At 39.4% G+C, this 18465-nt stretch carries 17 protein-coding genes; 13 read left to right on the top strand and 4 right to left on the bottom strand.

Annotation, left to right across the window (positions count from 1 at the left end):
• Positions 1-9: 9 nt before the first annotated feature.
• Entirely contained in the window at positions 10-369 is a 360-nt protein-coding gene (locus tag IGJ45_RS13010) for a hypothetical protein (protein ID WP_081131963.1), read from the bottom strand.
• 639 nt (positions 370-1008) lie between these two features.
• Positions 1009-2529 carry a helix-turn-helix domain-containing protein gene (locus tag IGJ45_RS13005; protein ID WP_311828140.1) on the bottom strand — a complete coding sequence of 507 codons (1521 nt, stop codon included), beginning with the start codon at positions 2527-2529 and terminating at the stop codon, positions 1009-1011.
• Positions 2530-2783: 254 nt separating this feature from the next.
• On the opposite strand from IGJ45_RS13005, the gene IGJ45_RS13000 reads away from it, so the two are divergent.
• The 13 genes from IGJ45_RS13000 to IGJ45_RS12940 all read left to right on the top strand — a co-directional run bounded on the left by IGJ45_RS13000 (position 2784) and on the right by IGJ45_RS12940 (position 16798).
• Positions 2784-5267 (top strand): VWA domain-containing protein, encoded by a 2484-nt coding sequence (locus IGJ45_RS13000; RefSeq protein WP_438768772.1) that lies wholly within the window; start codon positions 2784-2786, stop codon positions 5265-5267.
• A 165-nt stretch (positions 5268-5432) separates the two neighbouring features.
• The gene (locus IGJ45_RS12995) at positions 5433-5804 is read left to right on the top strand and encodes a GntR family transcriptional regulator (RefSeq protein ID WP_003125548.1); all 372 of its coding nucleotides are present in this window, start codon (positions 5433-5435) and stop codon (positions 5802-5804) included.
• A gap of 3 nt (positions 5805-5807) precedes the next feature.
• Positions 5808-6656, top strand: coding sequence for an ABC transporter ATP-binding protein (locus IGJ45_RS12990; protein WP_003125549.1), 849 nt, complete (start codon positions 5808-5810; stop codon positions 6654-6656).
• The gene (locus IGJ45_RS12985; protein WP_171917291.1) at positions 6656-7312 is read left to right on the top strand and encodes an ABC-2 transporter permease; all 657 of its coding nucleotides are present in this window, start codon (positions 6656-6658) and stop codon (positions 7310-7312) included. The genes IGJ45_RS12990 and IGJ45_RS12985 overlap by 1 nt, the downstream gene beginning before the upstream one ends.
• Before the next feature lie 337 nt (positions 7313-7649).
• The gene (locus IGJ45_RS12980) at positions 7650-8102 is read left to right on the top strand and encodes a MarR family winged helix-turn-helix transcriptional regulator (RefSeq protein ID WP_003125551.1); all 453 of its coding nucleotides are present in this window, start codon (positions 7650-7652) and stop codon (positions 8100-8102) included.
• A gap of 184 nt (positions 8103-8286) precedes the next feature.
• The gene (locus IGJ45_RS12975) at positions 8287-8997 is read left to right on the top strand and encodes a B3/B4 domain-containing protein (RefSeq protein ID WP_349703659.1); all 711 of its coding nucleotides are present in this window, start codon (positions 8287-8289) and stop codon (positions 8995-8997) included.
• A gap of 357 nt (positions 8998-9354) precedes the next feature.
• Entirely contained in the window at positions 9355-12129 is a 2775-nt protein-coding gene (locus tag IGJ45_RS12970) for a sigma 54-interacting transcriptional regulator (RefSeq protein WP_257602125.1), read from the top strand.
• 83 nt (positions 12130-12212) lie between these two features.
• Entirely contained in the window at positions 12213-12632 is a 420-nt protein-coding gene (locus IGJ45_RS12965) for a PTS sugar transporter subunit IIA (RefSeq protein WP_349703658.1), read from the top strand.
• 10 nt (positions 12633-12642) lie between these two features.
• Positions 12643-13113, top strand: coding sequence for a PTS sugar transporter subunit IIB (locus tag IGJ45_RS12960; RefSeq protein WP_029486434.1), 471 nt, complete (start codon positions 12643-12645; stop codon positions 13111-13113).
• A gap of 17 nt (positions 13114-13130) precedes the next feature.
• On the top strand, positions 13131-13916 hold the full coding sequence (locus IGJ45_RS12955; protein WP_219645136.1) for a PTS mannose/fructose/sorbose/N-acetylgalactosamine transporter subunit IIC: 786 nt from the start codon (positions 13131-13133) through the stop codon (positions 13914-13916).
• Positions 13900-14721, top strand: a complete 822-nt coding sequence (locus IGJ45_RS12950; protein WP_034706995.1) for a PTS system mannose/fructose/sorbose family transporter subunit IID — start codon at positions 13900-13902, stop codon at positions 14719-14721. The genes IGJ45_RS12955 and IGJ45_RS12950 overlap by 17 nt, the downstream gene beginning before the upstream one ends.
• Before the next feature lie 12 nt (positions 14722-14733).
• A complete protein-coding gene (locus IGJ45_RS12945) occupies positions 14734-15783 on the top strand; it encodes an SIS domain-containing protein (RefSeq protein ID WP_349703657.1) in 1050 nt (349 codons plus the stop codon).
• 10 nt (positions 15784-15793) lie between these two features.
• On the top strand, positions 15794-16798 hold the full coding sequence (locus tag IGJ45_RS12940) for an SIS domain-containing protein (RefSeq protein ID WP_060813774.1): 1005 nt from the start codon (positions 15794-15796) through the stop codon (positions 16796-16798).
• A 513-nt stretch (positions 16799-17311) separates the two neighbouring features.
• On the opposite strand, the gene IGJ45_RS12935 is transcribed toward IGJ45_RS12940, so the two are convergent.
• Positions 17312-17638: a YbjQ family protein gene (locus tag IGJ45_RS12935; RefSeq protein ID WP_029486440.1), complete on the bottom strand. Its 327-nt coding sequence runs from the start codon at positions 17636-17638 to the stop codon at positions 17312-17314.
• A 16-nt stretch (positions 17639-17654) separates the two neighbouring features.
• Positions 17655-18386 (bottom strand): MerR family transcriptional regulator, encoded by a 732-nt coding sequence (locus IGJ45_RS12930; RefSeq protein WP_349703656.1) that lies wholly within the window; start codon positions 18384-18386, stop codon positions 17655-17657.
• Between the last annotated feature and the right edge of the window lie 79 nt (positions 18387-18465).

The following is an 18465-nucleotide window of genomic DNA, read 5'->3' as shown; positions in this document are numbered from 1 at the left end:
AGCAGTTTTTTATTTAGCTGACTTGACAACGAGCAAACCAACTTGTTCACTACTGCGAAGATTTTTGTTATATTCTCTAAAGCCATCGCGGACGATAACTGAATAATCCGCCTTCAGTTCGATGACCGCTTTTAGCACTTTGATAAGGGCATGATCGTAGATATTTCCATTGATCACGACCTTTGCGTCCCTCTCCGAAATTTGGTCTTTTAGTTTATGACATAACTGATCAGGGGATCTTAATAATTCATGGATTGTGATGAAGTAGATGATTTCGTTAGGGGAGTGGCCTAAAAAAATATCTTTTTCCACGGTTTGCTTTGTGGATTGCTGCATTTGTTGTTTTAAATAATCATCGATTCTGGACACTCATCTGTTCTCCTTACATATAGAAATAATAAAAACGAGGGTAGCGCGTTACTGAATTTCATCAGGTTTGAATAGTTGGGAGGAGTGGCAATCATCTGTTGATTCAGGCAAAAAATGTGCGTTATCATTTTGCCTTTTCATTGACTGGCTCTATCCAAAACATTGAAGCAGTCAACAAATGGCCAAACCAACTAACTCAACAATCAACTTTCAATTATAGAAACATTTCTTAGTATCAACCTCCTTATTCTTTCTTTGCTGCTAAGTGTCACTAATAATAAGAATCGGTTGATTCTTCAAAAGATTAATCAGAAAAGTATTTATGAGAATGAAAGCAGGTTGAGAGCCGATTTTTCGAAGGTGTGAAGCTATTCAGAGAAGCACTGCTTGAAAAGAAATTGTAGTGAAATAAATACTTTGACTGTATATTATCTATCAAGACCATCCGAATACTAGTAAAAAAACAATCTGTCAGCCAATTTGGAATAGTGACAGATTGCTTATACGATTGTTTGTCAGCATCAGATAAGAGGTTATCGTCTTCCTGTAACAATCACCAACTGGAACTAACGAATGCGGTAGCAAGAAGGGGGAGCAGGATATCCTATTTTTCTCAATGACTAACTGCATGCTTAAGTTTCAATGGTGCGGACGATTTTGCTGGGTCAGCTCCTCGAGGGCTTGATGGATCGCCAACAAATCAGGTAGTGTGATCTGGGCATTGATCAGTAATACAGGGACTTTTTCAAAAGTTTCAGTCAACGGTGTGGTACTTAAGCAAAGATCATATGCCTCTTGGTCAAAGTGTTCGCGAATATCAATATTATAAAAGCCTTGGAAAGGCATTTTGATCAGTTTTTTTATTGTCAGTGAAACGGCTAAAGGTAAATCCGTTTCGAGTTTGATTCTGATTTGTTTCTGAAACGCAGCGGGTGATATCACTTGCGTCCAAGCCGTTGCGACATGCAATGCAAGTCCTTTGCGATTGAGTGGTTCATCATGATACAAGCTTGTCTGTTCTAAAAGTTTTTCTGACTGCATCCGCAATTCTGGGAAATGTTCTGCGAGAAATTGGACGGTGTCATAGCCTGCCAACGTATGATCGGTTTTTCCAAAAAGCGCAATGGAGAGAATGCCATTTAAAATGGTGTTCAACATCAGATTTTTCTGAGAGGATGGGAATGTTTTTCTCTCATGATGTGAGGCCATTGAAGCAATCACTTCTTGAATGGCAGTAGGGGGCTTCTCCGCCTCATTCGACGAAAAATAAGTCTCTAGCTGAGATTCCTTAAATGTACGGTCAAGATTGGATTGCAGCCAAAGAAAACAAAAACGGCGTTCGTTTTCTGGTAGAAAGAAGTGTTCGGATAATTCTTCTGCTAAGTGATTGAATATGGGCGTATTCTGATCAGTCAGTTGTTGAAACAATTGCAAGTCTTCATCTGCGAGAAAAGGTGCTATCTCCAATGAATCCGTTGGGATCGACTGCCCTTTGCGAAAACGTAAAATAGTGACGGCTAGAATATACGTCGTCATTCTTAATTCGATTTTATTGAAAGGAATCTGGTTATTTTGATAGAAGTCTTGAGCGATCGTTTCACATTTTTTTTGTGAGAGTCCCTTGAACGGCCAATGCAACCCAGAGAATGTCCGCCAAAAGAAGGCGACCATAAAATATCTGATACGTGCTTCGTCACCAATTAATCGAACCATGCCTTTTTGTTTTCGCAAAGAAAAGCCAATAGGAGTCAATGCGTTTTCTAATTCATAAATTCTTTTACGAACAGTCGATTCAGAGAAAAAATTGTTAGCAGCAAATTGGATCAAATTGATTTCATTTTGCAGCAGCAGGGTTTTAAGTAGTTGAAAAAAAGGATTGGATGCTAAAAGCTGACTCGTCAATCGTTTATAGTCTGTTTTGGTGCCGCTGAATTTATACCCGGATCCGTGTTTGGCAATTAGAATCTCGTTTTTTTCTGCTTGATTGTTTGCCAGCTGTTTGGTCAATGAGTCAAAGCTCTTTTGAACAGAACGACGATCGAGACCTAATGTTTGACTGATTTCTTCTATAGGGACAAAGCGTTTTTGCAAATACAAAAAGCGCAGTAACTCAACGTCTTTTTTGAGGCCACTCCCAAAAAATGTATGGAATCGTTCCATCGATTTGCCTCCGATCTAGTAATTTTTTGTATCAATTTTCTTTTATCATAGTACAAAAAAGGATGTTTTTTTGTGTTTGAAATTTGCATTTTTTTGCCTCTTTTGTTAGCCGAAACAAACTACAATTTGGATTGGCAAATTTCGTTCACAGTTAAACGATGATTCTCCCATTAAATGAGTGGACATGAAATAAAGGAGTGTAAGAATTGCAAGTTAACAAAAAAAGATCAGGTAAAACAATTGCTTTTTTACTAATGATTATTGGATCAATGGTCATTTTTATTGGTATACAGGCAAGTGCTGCTACTTATGATTTTGATTATCAAGCCAATCAATCTGGACAATATATTACTGATGGTGTCGAACAAGGGGATACCTATAATTATGACTACGGCAATGCACCAGGTGTCGATTTTGATAGTGAAAACTATGTGAACTATCATGATGAAGCTTATGTAAAGAAGAGTGTCAAAGAGGTAGCCGGGCAGCAAGGTCTCTTTGACGTTACTTTAGATGTGAAAGGGAATCAAGTAGATAATCCAGTTGATCTTGTCCTTGTGATTGATTACTCTTCCTCTATGAAAGGAGAGAAATTAACCAACGCCTTAAAAGGGCTGCAACAATTTGGTGAGGAATTAGGAGATTCCCTGTCAAACGGCTCTATTCGTATCGGAATTGTTGCCTATAACCGAACAACTTATTCTACGAATGGCTTCTCCACAGACATCGATTATCTGCAAAATTTTTTACAGCATACGGCGGAATCACACTCAGGAACATTTATGCAAAAAGGCTTGATGGAGGGACAACGTCTGCTTCTTGAACAAAGTCGACCTGAAGCTGAAAAGATGTTTATCCATATTGGCGATGATAGTGCCAATCGCAGCTATTTACCTGCTGAAAATGCAACTGTGTATCCCAATACAGGAAAGATCGATGATTATAATGGCTATCATACTAGCAGCTATACCAAAGCTTTCCAAACAGCTAATCCTCAATACCATACAACAAGTAAGACCTCATCAGATAGTTTAGCAGTTCCAGTCAGCAGTCAAGTGGTGACTGATGAAACATTAGGAACGATCGTTGACATCAAGGAATCGAACTTTAAGGTTTATTCAGTGGCAACGGCACCTTCGGCAAGGGGCGAATACATTGCCCGTAATCTTGCTACTGCACCGGCTAATTATTTGACGACGGACGAAAACCTTAGCGGTCTTGGTTCAGCATTGAAAGAAATTGCGAACCACATTGATAAAACGATTCCCAATGGAACGATCACAGACCCTATGGGGGAAGGAATCCTTTTACAAGGAGCCGGTACGTTTGATAATAGCCATTATCAATTGGTCGGGTGGTGCAAAAATGAACAAGGAGCATGGATCCAAGCTCCTGAAATTGTTGCAGCAGTTCAAGTAACGGAAGCTAATCAAACCATCTCTATCAGCAACATCGCGTTAGGTGAAAATGAAAAACTTACCCTAACTTATCAGGTTCGAATAAATACAGAATCCGCTGAGTTTCAAGGAGAAACATGGGTCTTGTGTAATGGACGTACGACATTAACAACAGGAAGTGATGGTGAATATTTAGATTTTCCTATTCCATCCATCAAGGCACCTGTCGTAGAATTGAAAATTATGAAGAAGTGGATCAATGTTCCAGATGCTGAGATTCCTGATCAGATCGAATACCAAGTCAAAAGAACAACCACCGTTAGTGCTGAAAGTTGGCAAACGTCAGATAGTTTAACCTTGAATAAAGGCGAGGGCTATCAAGGAACACGCACAAAAGTCCCAGTTGAAGGCCAAAATGTAGTATTACCAAAGTACAATAACCAAGGGGAAGATTTCTTTTACACTGTCGAAGAAGTCAATGTTCCAGATGACTTTGAAAGTGCGGTAACCAATGAGGATGGTACCATCATTATTACCAATACTAAAAAAGAAACATCAAGTACGACAGAGCCAAGTACGATGGAACCAAGCACGACAGAGCCAAGCACAACGGAACCAAGCGTAACGGAGCCAAGTGTTACCGAGCCAAGTGTCACAGAGCCAAGCACCACCGAGCCAAGTACGATGGAACCAAGTACGACAGAGCCAAGTGTCACAGAACCAAGCGTAACGGAGCCAAGTACGACAGAGCCAAGCACAACGGAACCAAGTACGACAGAGCCAAGTGTTACCGAACCAAGCGTAACGGAACCAAGTACGACAGAGCCAAGCACAGCGGAACCAAGTACGACAGAGCCAAGTACGACAGAGCCAAGTACGATGGAACCAAGCACGACAGAGCCAAGTGTCACAGAACCAAGCACGACAGAGCCAAGTGTCACAGAACCAAGCGTAACGGAGCCAAGTACGACAGAGCCAAGTACGATGGAACCAAGCACGACAGAGCCAAGTGTTACCGAACCAAGCGTAACGGAGCCAAGTACGACAGAGCCAAGTACGATGGAACCAAGCACGACAGAGCCAAGCGTAACGGAGCCAAGTGTTACCGAACCAAGCGTAACGGAACCAAGTACGACAGAACCAAACACAACTGATTCGTCCATGTTAGGGACTCAGAACAATCAATCAGAATCAAGTCACTCTGCTGCCTTAAACGCTTCAAATAAAACGAATGATAAAAAACTTCCACAGACAAATGATGAGAAGGCGAGTTGGATGCCTGTCCTCGGCATAATGATTGTGAGTGTTATAGGTGGGACAATTATCATACGCATGAAATAACTATCTATCTTTCACGATTAAATCGTGTTCTCAGCTAGGCTTTTGCCTAGCTTTTTTTGTTTATGTTCAGTAAAAACTCAAAAATTTTTTAATAAACAGTATATAACACTTGATAACAGTTGTGTACTGTTATATACTGTTTGTAACGAGAAGGGGGAAGAAAATGTGAGATTGATTATTAATACTTCCTTAATGGTGCCGATTTATGAGCAGATTGTCGATCAAATCAAAGGGCATATTCGAAATGGGGAGCTGAATGAGAATGATCCGTTGCCATCTGTCCGCACACTGTCAAAAGAATTAAAGATCAGTGCTTTAACGGTCAAAAAAGCCTATGATACGTTAGAATCTGAAGGTTTTACAGTAACGGTTCACGGGAAAGGAACTTATGTAGCTGCTACCAATACAGAGCTTTTATTGGAAGAGCAAAAAAAGGAGCTGGAACAAGACTTGGAACAAGCAATTCTAAAAGGGCGACGTTGCGGGATTAGTGATGAAGAGATAAAAAGTTTGTTTGAATTGATATTGGAGGGTTGAAACATGTTGAAAATTGAGCATCTAAAAAAGCAGTATGATAATTTTTCTCTTGATTGTTCATTAGAAGTTCAAAAAGGTACTATCACAGGGCTGATTGGTCAAAATGGAGCAGGTAAAAGTACTACGTTTAAAGCAGCTCTTGGTTTAATTCCTTTTGACAGTGGGAAGATCACACTTTTAGGCAAGGATAGTAAAGAACTCACCCCAAAAGAGAAGGAAAAGTTAGGTGTTGTTTTATCCGATTCTGGCTTCAGCGGCTATTTAAGGATTAAAGATATTGTTCCTATTTTACGGACAATGTATAGCGAATTTGACGAAGACTTTTTTACCGAACAAATTCAGCGATTCCAACTACCAGTGGATAAAAGACTCAACGATTTTTCAACAGGGATGAAAGCAAAACTAAAAGTATTAGTAGCTATATCGCATCACGCTAAATTGTTGCTTTTAGATGAGCCGACAGCTGGCTTGGATGTGATTGCCAGAGATGAATTACTTTTGATGTTGAGAGAGTTCATGGAAAAAGATGAAGAGTGTGCGATTTTGATCAGTTCCCATATCTCTAGTGATTTAGAAACACTTTGTGATGATCTTTATATGATCCATGATGGACGAATGATCTTACACGAAGAGACCGATGTCTTGTTAAGTGATTATGCACTATTGAAAGTTGATCCGGAGCAATACAAAGAACTGGATAAACAATTTATTCTCCGATACAAAGAAGAAAGCTATGGGTATAGTTGTTTAACGAATCAAAAACAATTTTATATGGAGAATTTTCCTAAAATAGTCATTGAAAAAGGATCAATTGATGAAGTGATTATGATGATGGTAAGGGGGCGTGAATAATGACAGGTTTGTTGGTAAAAGATTTTAAATTGATGGCCACACAAAAAAATTTCTTTTTGGTTATTCTTTTGATTGTAATAGGAATGATCTCGTTTACAGAGGATGTATCATTCCCACTAGGTTTCTTAACCTTTGCGCTTTCTTTATTCACATTAAGCACTATCAGCTATGATGAATTTGATAATGGGTATGCGTTTTTATTCACTTTACCTATTACTCGAGTGGGCTATGTGCTGGAAAAATATTGTCTAGGATTTCTACTGGGATTTAGTTCATGGCTTTTGGCAACTTTCTTAGGATTGATTGCAACAGTTGTTAGAGATACTACTTCTCTCACTGAGATCTGGCAGATTGCAGCAATGATTCTGCCTGTTATGATCATCATCCAATCTATTATGATTCCCTTCCAACTAAAGTTTGGCGGCGAAAAGGGCAGAATTGCCATTATTGGTGCTGTTGGACTTCTGATAGTCGCTGGTGTTGTGATTGTAAAAGGGGCAAAGCTCTTCTTTAATGTTGATCTGATTGCTCAATTGAACACATTGCCCATCGTCAGCATGGGGATGCTCTTTCTTATTGCATTAGTAATTGCTATGCTACTTTTTGCACTCTCTGTGAGGATCAGTATTTCGATTATGAAAAAGAAACAATTCTAAAGAGTTCTTTTTTGAATAAAAGAGAATACGTGTCAGAAAAGCAGACAAAACGAACTGAGGGAAAAAATCAGCTAGTCTTTAGATAGAGGATACCTCTGACGGGTTCTAGTGAATGATCAATGGTTTAGCTCTCTTCCTCCAAGCAATGAGCAAATGAAACAATCTTTGTTGTTAGTCATGTGGTTGGCGAAATATGATCAACTAGCAACAGAACGTATAAGTGATAAAAATATTTTTTAAAAGAGTGAAACATTGGTTTCGCTCTTTTCTATTCCGAAAAAATGTTGCATTTGCAACAATAAAAAGGTAGGATAATGATAGAAGAGGAGAAAGAAGAATGAATGACATTTTACGAGAAATTGGTTCGATTAGCCGAATGCTTGATGCCATTGCCAATATTGAATTTAAAGAGTTAAAGCTGAACAAAGGGCAGTATATTTATTTGGTTCGTATTTTTGAGAATGAGGGGATTATCCCTGAACGATTAGCAGAGGTGATTAAAGTCGATCGGACAACGCTGTCAAGAGCTGTCCGAAAGTTGGAAGAGAATGGATTCATTTTAAAAGAATCCGATCCGTTCAATAAAAAAATCAAACATTTATACACAACTGAAAAAGGAAAGCATGTTGTGCAGTTTATCTTAAGAGAAAACGAATACTCGAACAAAATCGCTACCACTCAACTATCCGCATCAGAAATAGAAACGGTGTCAAATTTACTTTCAAAGATCAGAGAATCTATTGAATCGGATTGGGCGATTGTAAAGAATGGTGGAAAAAGAGACTACTAATTAGATAGAGCAGGAGAAATCGGCACTGTAGGATAGAAAATCGTTTTCTTTTTCAAAAATGTGATCAACCTTCCCTAGTTTAAAAGGACAGGTTTAAATAATGATCAACTTTTGGAATCAATTGGCGGAACTAGCAAATATTGTTTTGCCGCTTTTTTATTAATACATTTGGAGTGTGAAAGTAATGAAGAAAATAGTGATTGATCAAGCATTCTGGGAAATCTTTCCCCAAGCACAAATTAGTTGTCTCGTTGTGAAAGGGATCGACAATTCAATAGATCCTGCAAAAGAAAGTTATTTTACGGAATTGCTGGAAAACGGTAAGCGCGAAGCTAAGCGATTCTTAACGAATGCAACCTTCAGTGAAAATCCAGTTGTCCAAGAATGGCGGGAAGCTTTCCAAAAATTTAAAACAAAAAAAGGTGCCCGTTCTTCCATAGAAGCATTGTTGAAGCGTGTCAATCAAGATCGAACTTTTTTTCCAATCAATCCATTAGTAGATCTCTACAATAGTGTCTCTATGAAGTATGGGATGCCTTTAGGTGGAGAAGATTTGGCTGCAATCGCAGGTGATTTACACCTTGGACTAGCCAAGGGTGGGGAGTCATTTTTCCCATTAGGCGCCGAGGCGGATGCGCCAGCTCTAGCAGGAGAATTGATTTACTATGACGAGCAAGGAGCCATCTGCCGCTGTTTAAATTGGCGAGAAGCGCAACGCACGATGTTAAAAGAAGAGACCGTCAACGCAGTATTGTTCGTTGAATCAATCAATGAAGAACAACATTTGCGGGCTGATGCCGCAATGGCTGAGTTGAAAAAATTAGTCGAAGACTACTTCAAAGTCGAAACCAGCCTATATACCTTGAGCCGGGATCATACGGAAGCAACGATTTAAGAAAGGAATAGAATGCAATAAGTAGAGAGTATTGTAAAGGAATAAAAAGGGAGGACTTGTTGCGGAACCGTCAGCTTTGATGATTTACTTTAGATTGCAAGAAATAGAAGTATCTATGAAAATGAAAAGAGTCTCTAGCGGAAGGGCAAGATCTGTGAACGGTCTAAAAAAATGTGACTGCCTTGAGTGATTTTTATTGGATCATAAATTTTATGCTAAGGACTCTTTTCAAGATGACCTATAGTCGAGGGAAATATCCTCGAAATTATTCATTCTAAGCAACTTCCTCTGTCACCTCTTGGCTTTTTAAGAATCGTAAGCTATGATAAACGGAGAAAGAGGACAAGGAGAACAGCGATGAAAGAACAATTACTTGCTTACTTGCAAAACCAGACGGCTTTTTTCTCTGCAGAAAATGTAAGCGATGTCTTTACAGCGAAAGATATTGCCGAGAAGTTTTCAGTCAAGAGAAACACGATCAGTCACTATTTGAATCAGCTAACGGAAGAAGGTCGTTTAGTGAAAATTGCGACCCGACCCGTTTATTTTTTTCATAAGCAGGCATTTGAGAGCCAAAACTACCCCTTAACACAAAACGTATACGAGAGTCTGGCTGCTGTTGCGGCGGAAAAACCTTTTTTTGATCAAAAAGAAGATTTCTTTTCCAGTGTGATCGGCAGCAAAGGCAGTCTGGCAGAAGTCATTGAACAGATCAAGATGGCCGCCTTCTATCCAAATGGTGGGCTTCCCTTCTTACTGACGGGGGAAAGTGGGACGGGGAAGAGTTTTCTGGTAAAAATGTTCCATCACTATTGTGTGGCCAATGAATTATTGGAAGTCGATGCGCCTTTGATCACCATCAATTGCGCACAGTACGCCAACAACCAAGAGCTATTGACTAGTAATTTATTTGGACATGTCAAAGGGGCTTTTACCGGCGCAGAGGAAGATCGTGCTGGTGCTTTTGAAGCAGCAGATGGCGGTGTCTTGTTTCTCGATGAAGTTCATCGGTTGAATGCTGAAGGACAGGAAAAATTATTCACTTTTCTGGATCAAGGTGTCATCTATCGAATGGGGGATACAAGACGACCAGTCACGGTGGATTGTCGGTTGGTGTTTGCAACGACAGAAGATTTGAAACAAACTTTTCTAACAACTTTTTTGCGGCGAATCCCGATCCAAGCGACATTGCCTGCTTTGGAAGAACGAACGATTTCTGAACGGAAGCAACTGATCTTGCAAGCATTTTTTGAAGAGCAAAAGCGCATCGGTTTGCCGTTAGAACTCTCACCTCAAGTGATCGAAATGTTAACGACGAGTCATTTTTCTGGGAATGTCGGTGAATTGAAAAGTACGATCAAGATTATTACTGCCAAAAGCTATACTGCTAGTCTAAAGCGGAAAGCCAAAAAAATAGCAGTCACGGTCTATCATTTACCAGAACATTTACTGCAATTGACAGATGAACCCAATGAGTCAGCGACGACGCAATCGATTCTTATCGATGGGCAAACGCAAATCCAGCAGCTGACTGCCGAAAGTGAGCCAGAACAACAAAAGATCATTCAAACATATGAACAGATCCTGCTCAATTATGTCCAGGCAGGACAGGATTTTACAGCTGCAGCTGATCCTATTTCTAAAGTGATTGAAAGACTATTCGAAAATTTATTGTTTGATCATAAGCAAGAACAAAAGCAGCGGACGATGATTTTTGTGACCGAGCATGTCCAGCGAATGATGGAACAGATTGAACATTCCTTCCAAATCAGCTTTAACGGCAGCATGGTTTATACGATCAGTTATTATTTATGGCTGCGGCGAAATGTGGAGTGGCTGCCGGATGATCAAGACAAACTTTTATTGACAGAGAACCTACTGAAGAGCGTTAAAAAGCATTATTCGACAAGTGATCGCTACACCGAAAATCTGTTAGGGCTAGTACAAAAAGCATTGGATATCGAGCTAACCAGTATGGACCGCATTATCTTTACACTCTATATCAACGATATGGGGTATACCAAAGATTCATTGCTTCCGAGAAGTATCATCGTGGCTCATGGCTACGCAACTGCCAGCAGCATTGCGAATGTAGCGAATCGTTTGTTGAATGAATCGGTTTTTCAGTCTTTCGATATGCCATTAGATGTCACGCCCAAGCAAATTGCAGAAAGGGTCACTGCATATATTCAAAAAAATGATGTATCTAATGGACTAGTGGTCTTGTTCGACATGGGTTCGTTGAAAGAAATCTATCAGTATATTCCAGAATTGACGGTTCCAATCGTCATGATGAACAATGTAACGACAAGTGTAGCCATCGCTGTGGGGGAATGTATCCAGCAAAATGTTTCGCTGAGGGAAATTCCAGAACGGGTAAATGCCTACAGTCAAAATGAATGGGAGATTATTCTTCCGCAAACGAAAAAAGAGAAAGTTGTCATCACAACGTGTTCAACAGGGATTGGAACTGCGGTTCAAATCTCAAATTTATTAGAAAAGAGCATTCCAGATCATTTACAGATTCGAATTCTCCCTTATGAGTTCAATCAGTTGGAAAATAGGGAACATGTCAAACAGGCTTTGACATCGTATGACATTGTTGGTGTTGTAGGAACCAACAAACCTCGTCAAGAGCTGGCTCCTTTTATTTCTTTAGAAGAACTGATTTCTGGCGCAGGTACAGCAGTGCTATTAAGTTGGCTGAAAGAAGAATTGGATGAAGAGATGATTGCTTATGTGAACAATCAATTAGTAAGAAACTTTTCGCTGGATCGAGTGATTCAATCTGTGACGATTCTAGATACAGAGAAAGTGATTTCTCAAATGGAATTCTTTGTGGGGAATCTGGAACGTATATGGCAGCAAAGAATCACTAATGACCGCAAGCTTGCGTTGTTTGTCCATACAAGTTGTTTGATCGAACGACTGATTCGAAATGAAGCCATTGAGAATTATCATGCCAGCGACACACTGCTTCAGTGTCATGAAAAACAGCTGAAAGAGATCAAAAAGGCGTTTAGTGTCATTGAAAAGGTTTACAGTGTCGCGATACCAGAATCTGAAGTTTGCTATATCTATGATGTTTTATTTGGAAACACGGATTCTTCAATGGTTGAAGCGGATTTTTAATCGATAAGGAAAGCGTGCCACTTTTTTTGGCACGCTTTTTGCGTTTAATAAAGTGTAACTTGGCGCAAAGAGAGGTGAAAGCAGTGGAGCAAATCATTATTTTAGCATCACACGGTAGATTTGCATCAGGAATCTTGCATTCTTTAGAACTTATTTGTGGAAAAAAACAATCAGTCATTGCCATTGATTGTTATGTTCAAGAAGCATTCGATCTAACAGCAACTATAGATACACTGATGGAAACCTATAAACAGCACGAAATGATCGTTATCACAGATATTTTCGGTGGCAGTGTGAACAATGAATTTTTACGTTATATCCAACAACCGAATTTCTACTTGATCGCAGGATTGAATTTGCCATTGTTGATTGAATTGACAACACAACTTCAAGGAGGAGGTGCCATCTCAGAAACGATCCACCAAACGTTGGCTAATTCGAAAGATATGATCCAGTTCTGCAATGAGAGTGTAGTAAAAGAAATCGAAGAAGAAGAATTTTAGGAGGAACGACATGATTATTTTGACACGAGTCGATCACCGACTCTTACATGGACAAGTTGCATTTTCTTGGACGCAAAGTTTAGGGGCAGATTGTATCTTGATCGCCAATGATGATGTGCCGACAAATGACATTCGTAAGACAACGATCAAACTAGCTAAACCACAAGGCGTTAAGCTAGTAATCAAAACAATCGAAGATTCTATTCATGCGTTGAAAAGCGGTGTGACCGATAAATACAAGTTGTTCATCGTGGTGGAATCCATTGAAGATGCCTATAAGTTAGCGGAAAACTATCCAGAGATCACTAAAATCAATTTGGGCGGGATCAAAGCCAAAGAAGGCACCAAGAATATTGGCAAAGCAGTCAATGTTTTACCGTTTGAAGAAGAACTTCTGAAAAAAATGGTTGCTAAAGGAATCGCTGTCGATATCCGGCAAGTACCTTCAGATAAAAAAGTCGCTGTCGAAGATGTTTTATAAAGAAAGGAGTAACAGAGATGCTGCAAGCAATATTACTTGGAATTGTTGCATTTATCGCGCAATCTGAATATGCATTAGGAACGTCATTACTGTCGCGTCCTATTGTTACTGGATTGTTTACAGGAATCGTATTAGGGGATGTCAGCACCGGAATCATTATGGGTGCAACACTGGAACTAGCGTTTATCGGCTCTTTTTCTGTTGGTGCGTCTATTCCGCCCGATGTCGTAACTGGTGGGATTCTTGGTACAGCCTTTGCAATTACAGCAGGAGCGGGAACGGAGACGGCTTTATTGTTAGGACTCCCGATCGCAACATTGACACTTATCTTGAAAAATGTTTACTTGGGACTGCTCATTCCTATGATGAACCAAAAAGCCGATTTGTACGCGGCAGATGGTAACTACAAAGGTGTGGAAAGAATGCACTTATTGGCAGGTTTTGGCTTATCACTGATGTTGGCCCTTGTAGTTACGATTTCCTTCATGGTAGGCAGTAATACGATTAGTAAATTGTTGGATATGATTCCGGCCTTTGTTCAGAACGGTTTATCAGTCGCAACTGGCTTGATCCCAGCTCTTGGATTTGCCATGTTGGCTAGGTTACTGATCAATAAACAAGTTGCTCCTTATTTCTTTTTAGGGTTTGCATTAGCAGCTTATTTAGAGCTGCCTGTTACAGGAATTGCAATCTTTGGTGCGATAACAGCCGTTGTAGTTGTGAATCTAAGAAACATACGCGGACAAGGGCAATCTATTCAAACGACTTCAGGGGAGGTACTAGATGATGATGAAGACTTCTAATGAGAAAGCCGAAATTACCAAAAAAGAATTGAATCGTGTCTTCTGGCGTTCGTTTCAAATGGAGTTCTCATGGAACTATGAGCGGCAAATGAACCTGGCTTATGTCTATGCGATGATTCCGATTTTAAAGAAACTTTACAAAACAAAAGAATCGATGGCCGATGCATTGAAACGTCATCTGGAATTTTTCAACACGACCCCTCATATCGTGACACTTATTTTAGGAATCAATGCAGCGATGGAAGAAGAAAATGTGAATGATCCAAATTTTGATTCCTCAGCGATCGATAACATCAAGACATCCTTGATGGGACCTTTAGCTGGGATTGGGGATTCCTTCTTTTGGGGAACGTTACGGCTGATCGCCACTGGAGTAGGAACTTCATTGGCTTTACAAGGAAACATATTGGGACCGATTCTCTTTCTGCTGATTTTCAATATTCCTCATTTACTGTTTCGTTATTTTGCTACTGGTTGGGGATATAAGCTTGGAACAGGATTTTTAAAGAAAATCCAGGAAAACGGCATGATGGAAAGCTTAACATACGGCGCCGCGATCATTGGATTGATGGTCGTGGGAGGAATGACAGCTACGATGATCGATATCAATATCCCATTACAGATCGGTTCGGGTGAAAATGCTGTTACAGTACAAAGTATCTTTGATGATATCGTCCCGAAAATTTTATCATTAGGTGCGTTTGGGGCTGTCTTTTATCTGCTGAAAAAAGAAGTCAAGCCGTTGATTATTCTGCTTGGATTAGCAGTAGTTGGTATTTTGGGATCCTTGATTGGACTTTTTTAAGGAGGAATTGTTGTGGCAACGATGATGGATTATATTCAGGAAGAGCAAGAAACATTGGCTGAGATATTGCAGGGATTTGTTCCTAAAAAAGAAGAAAGAAGATCAGCGATTGAACATTTAATGATTTTGGCAACAGGCTCTTCTGCCAATGCCTGTTTAGCAGCAAAGTACGCACTGGAGAAGTTGGCGCAGATCACTGTCACGATCGAGGAACCATACCACTTTAATCATTATGGTCATCTTTCAAAAGAAATTGAGACAGTTCTGGCGGTTTCTCAAAGTGGAAAAAGTGCCTCGACAATAGATGCCGTGGCGCATTTGTCAGAGCAAGGTCTTTACACCATCGGTTTGAGCAGTGATCTCGAAAGCCCCCTTGTGCAAAAAGTAAACGAAAGAATTGATCTAGGAACCGGGATCGAGACCGTTGGATTCGTGACGAAGGGATATGTCGCAACGGTATTGCAACTCTATCTGTTAGGCGTATCGATTGGCTACAGCAAAGGCTTATTGTCCGATGACCAAGTGTCGATTATCAAAAGCCAGTTAGAGAAGATGATTGAGGCCGTTCCTCAAGTCATTGATAAAACGATAGCTTTTTTTGAGAAAAACGTCAGTACTTTTAAACTAGCCAATCGGTTTGTGACAATTGGTTACGGTCCAAACTGGGGAACCGCAAAAGAATTTGAAACGAAATTTACCGAAACTGTTCGAGTACCTTCTCAAGGCGTGGAATTAGAAGCGTATATGCACGGTCCTTATCTTGAAGCAAACCATGAACATGTGCTTTTCTTTATTGAAGCGCCAAGCTCGAATCAAACAAGATCTCAGTTATTGCGTGATTATATGACTTCTCATGTGGGGAAAGCTTATACAATCACTGTAGCAGCAGCGGCTGACTCCGATACACTTGGGCTGGATGTTGCATGTGAGGAACTTTTTTCTCCGTTGCTCTTAGTTATTCCGTTTCAAATTTTCTCCTATCTTGGGGCAGCTGCTAAAGGAATCGATTTAAGTAAACGTATTTTTGACGATTTTGATCAAGTGTTAAAAAGTAAAATTTAGAGGTGGAAAAATGCTTAAATTTAATGAACAACAACAAATTGACGATATCCAAGGAATGTTAGACTTGCGCCCAGAAATTGAAAAGTTGGTCGACACCCTTGACGAAAAAGGCTTTGATGCGATCTATTATCTAGGAATTGGCGGCACGTATGCTTCTGCTATGCAAGCAGTTACTTATATCAATGGAAAAAGTGATCTGCCTGTTTATGTCCAACATGCGGCGGAATACTATACAACAGGGAACCGTCGCTTGACAAAAGACTCATTAGTTATCTTGTCATCTGTCACTGGTACGACACAAGAAGTGGTAAAGGCTGTCGCAGAAATCAAAAAAGTAGGAGCGACATTACTAGGATTTATTGATACAAAAGGCAGTGTCTTGGCAGAACAGTGTGACCATGTCATCACGTATCCTGCACCAGGAACAGAACAAATCAAATTCTTTATGGTTGCGGATCGTTTAATGAAAAATCATGGGGATTTTCCTGATTACGAAGAGTATTATCAAGAATTGGATCAGCATCTAGCAAAAGGATTAGTAGAAGCAGAGAAACAAGCGGATGAATTTGGCCGATCGTTTGCGGAAAAACATCGTCATGATGCGATGCACTATTTCATCGGTGCGGGAAATCAATGGGGTGCTGTTTATTCTTACGCTATGTGTTACTGGGAAGAACAAAGCTGGTTGCGTTCTAAATCAATCCACGCCGCTGAATTTCTTCACGGGACGTTGGAAATCGTTGATGAAACAACCCCTGTGACCGTCTTTTTAGGCGAAGATGAACAGCGGCCATTATCAGAAAGAGTAGCTAAATTATTGCCAAGAATTTGTGGCGACTATACATTGATCGACACGAAAGACTATCCTGTTTCAGGAATCAGTGAGAAATATCGTGGCCGTGTACTGTCTCATTTATTGATGCATTGCGTGACACAACGTATTGATGCCTATGTCGAGCAAATGAATTGCCACCCAATGGAGATACGACGCTACTATCGCCAGTTTGAGTATTGATAGCATACAGACCTTAGATAACTCTTATAAGTTTCAAAGAAACGAGGCATATAACGCTTACTTCATAATGAAGAAGCAGGAATAGATTCAATTATGAACAAGCGGCCTACTGGTCAATCTACTCAGGATTGATCGATAGGCCGTACTTTTTTGACTTGTTAAGAGGTCTATGTGTTTAGCGATTGAAGATATATTAATAGACAAATAGAAGCGAAGGCTTTTTTCTTTTTTCTAATAAATTTTCTATTTAAATCACTTTGTCACAGGTGATTTTTGTTTTTAATTGTGCATAGTGTAAATGATAGACGTTTCTTCCTATACTTGTTGCTGGGAAAAAATAGTGCCGCTTGATTGGAGTTGTGAGTTATTAAAAGGGTCTTATACCTAGACTCTCAAAAAAACATACTTTTTTCTCAGGCGAAAAATTAATGTGGAAAGAATGAGCTATCACGGCATAATGCTGCCTTACATTGTTTAGTAAGCTGATTTTTTATAGATGAAAGCCTAGTGCATCTATTCTTCAACAACAACTGCTGTTCCGCTAGCTGTTACAACGATGAGCATGATATCAGAATTTACAAATTGATTATAACTAACACGGGTATTGATTATCGCGTTTGCAGATAGACTACGAGCTTGTGATTCTAATTCTAAAAGAGCCAATTTCCTTCCGCTTGAATATTCATTAGAATAAGTAGTAGATTTTCCGCCAAATATCCCTTTAATACCACTGATTGTATCTTTCACAATGTTAATTGAAATGACTTGTTCATTAAAGATAGCTCCTTTTACTTCACGAATTCTTTTATCCGCAATTGTTTCCGTTGTTACTGTAAACATATCCAATCCTCTTTTCTTATAATTTAATCTCAACAGTAAAAATGGTGGCATTATTATAGGCTAATGAACAATAGATATTTTCAAAAACTAAGAAATGATGTGGTGAAGTATCCTTTATAGCCAGTAATTTATCAGCTAAAAAAAGATCAATATTTTTTTTAATGCAGTCTTCCGTATTAACGATAAAGCTCATACTGGCATAAGTCCCTTTAGCAAAGAAAAGGTCATCCTCTTTATTTTTGCTTTGAAAGCAAGGAATCACTTCATTTTCATTATGAACATAGAATACTTGATCGAGGGACGAGAAGTTCATTTTTGTTGCTTTGATCAAATCAATCTCGGAATTATCAATAACCGATTCCGGAAAAGGATGGAAGTAGCGATCCGTTCTTTCAAAGAAAGTTATTTCATTTAGCTTGTAGCGTTCTTGAGCCTGGATGATGTTCTGCACGGTATTTTTTATAGCAAGTAATTCGTCGATTTTTTTTTGAAGATTTTGTTCAGCTTCCAAAAAATAGTGGGCTACATCCTCTTCAGTTAAAACCGTTTTAATTGTTTTAAGAGAGTAGCCAATGTTCCTAAGAACGATAATTTGATATAATCTATAAACATTTTCTTCATCGAAAAAGAAATAACCATTGTCTCTCCTTTCCTTAGGTGTCAGCAAATCAATATCAATATAGTGCCGGATTGTGTGTTTTGAAATAGAAAATAAGGTTGCTAGTTCACTTGTTGTCAGTAATTTCATCGTTCGCCTCCTAATAATCAGTATATAGTGTCGGGTAACCACACAGTCAATAACAAATGTAATAAAGATAATAAATACG

Origin of the sequence: Enterococcus sp. DIV0574 (genome assembly GCF_051711125.1) — a bacterium.
In the GTDB taxonomy this organism is placed as follows: Bacteria; Bacillota; Bacilli; order Lactobacillales; family Enterococcaceae; genus Enterococcus_D; species Enterococcus_D gallinarum.
The sequence above is the reverse complement of the archived record's forward strand: the minus strand, read 5'-3'. Positions and strand labels throughout refer to the sequence as shown.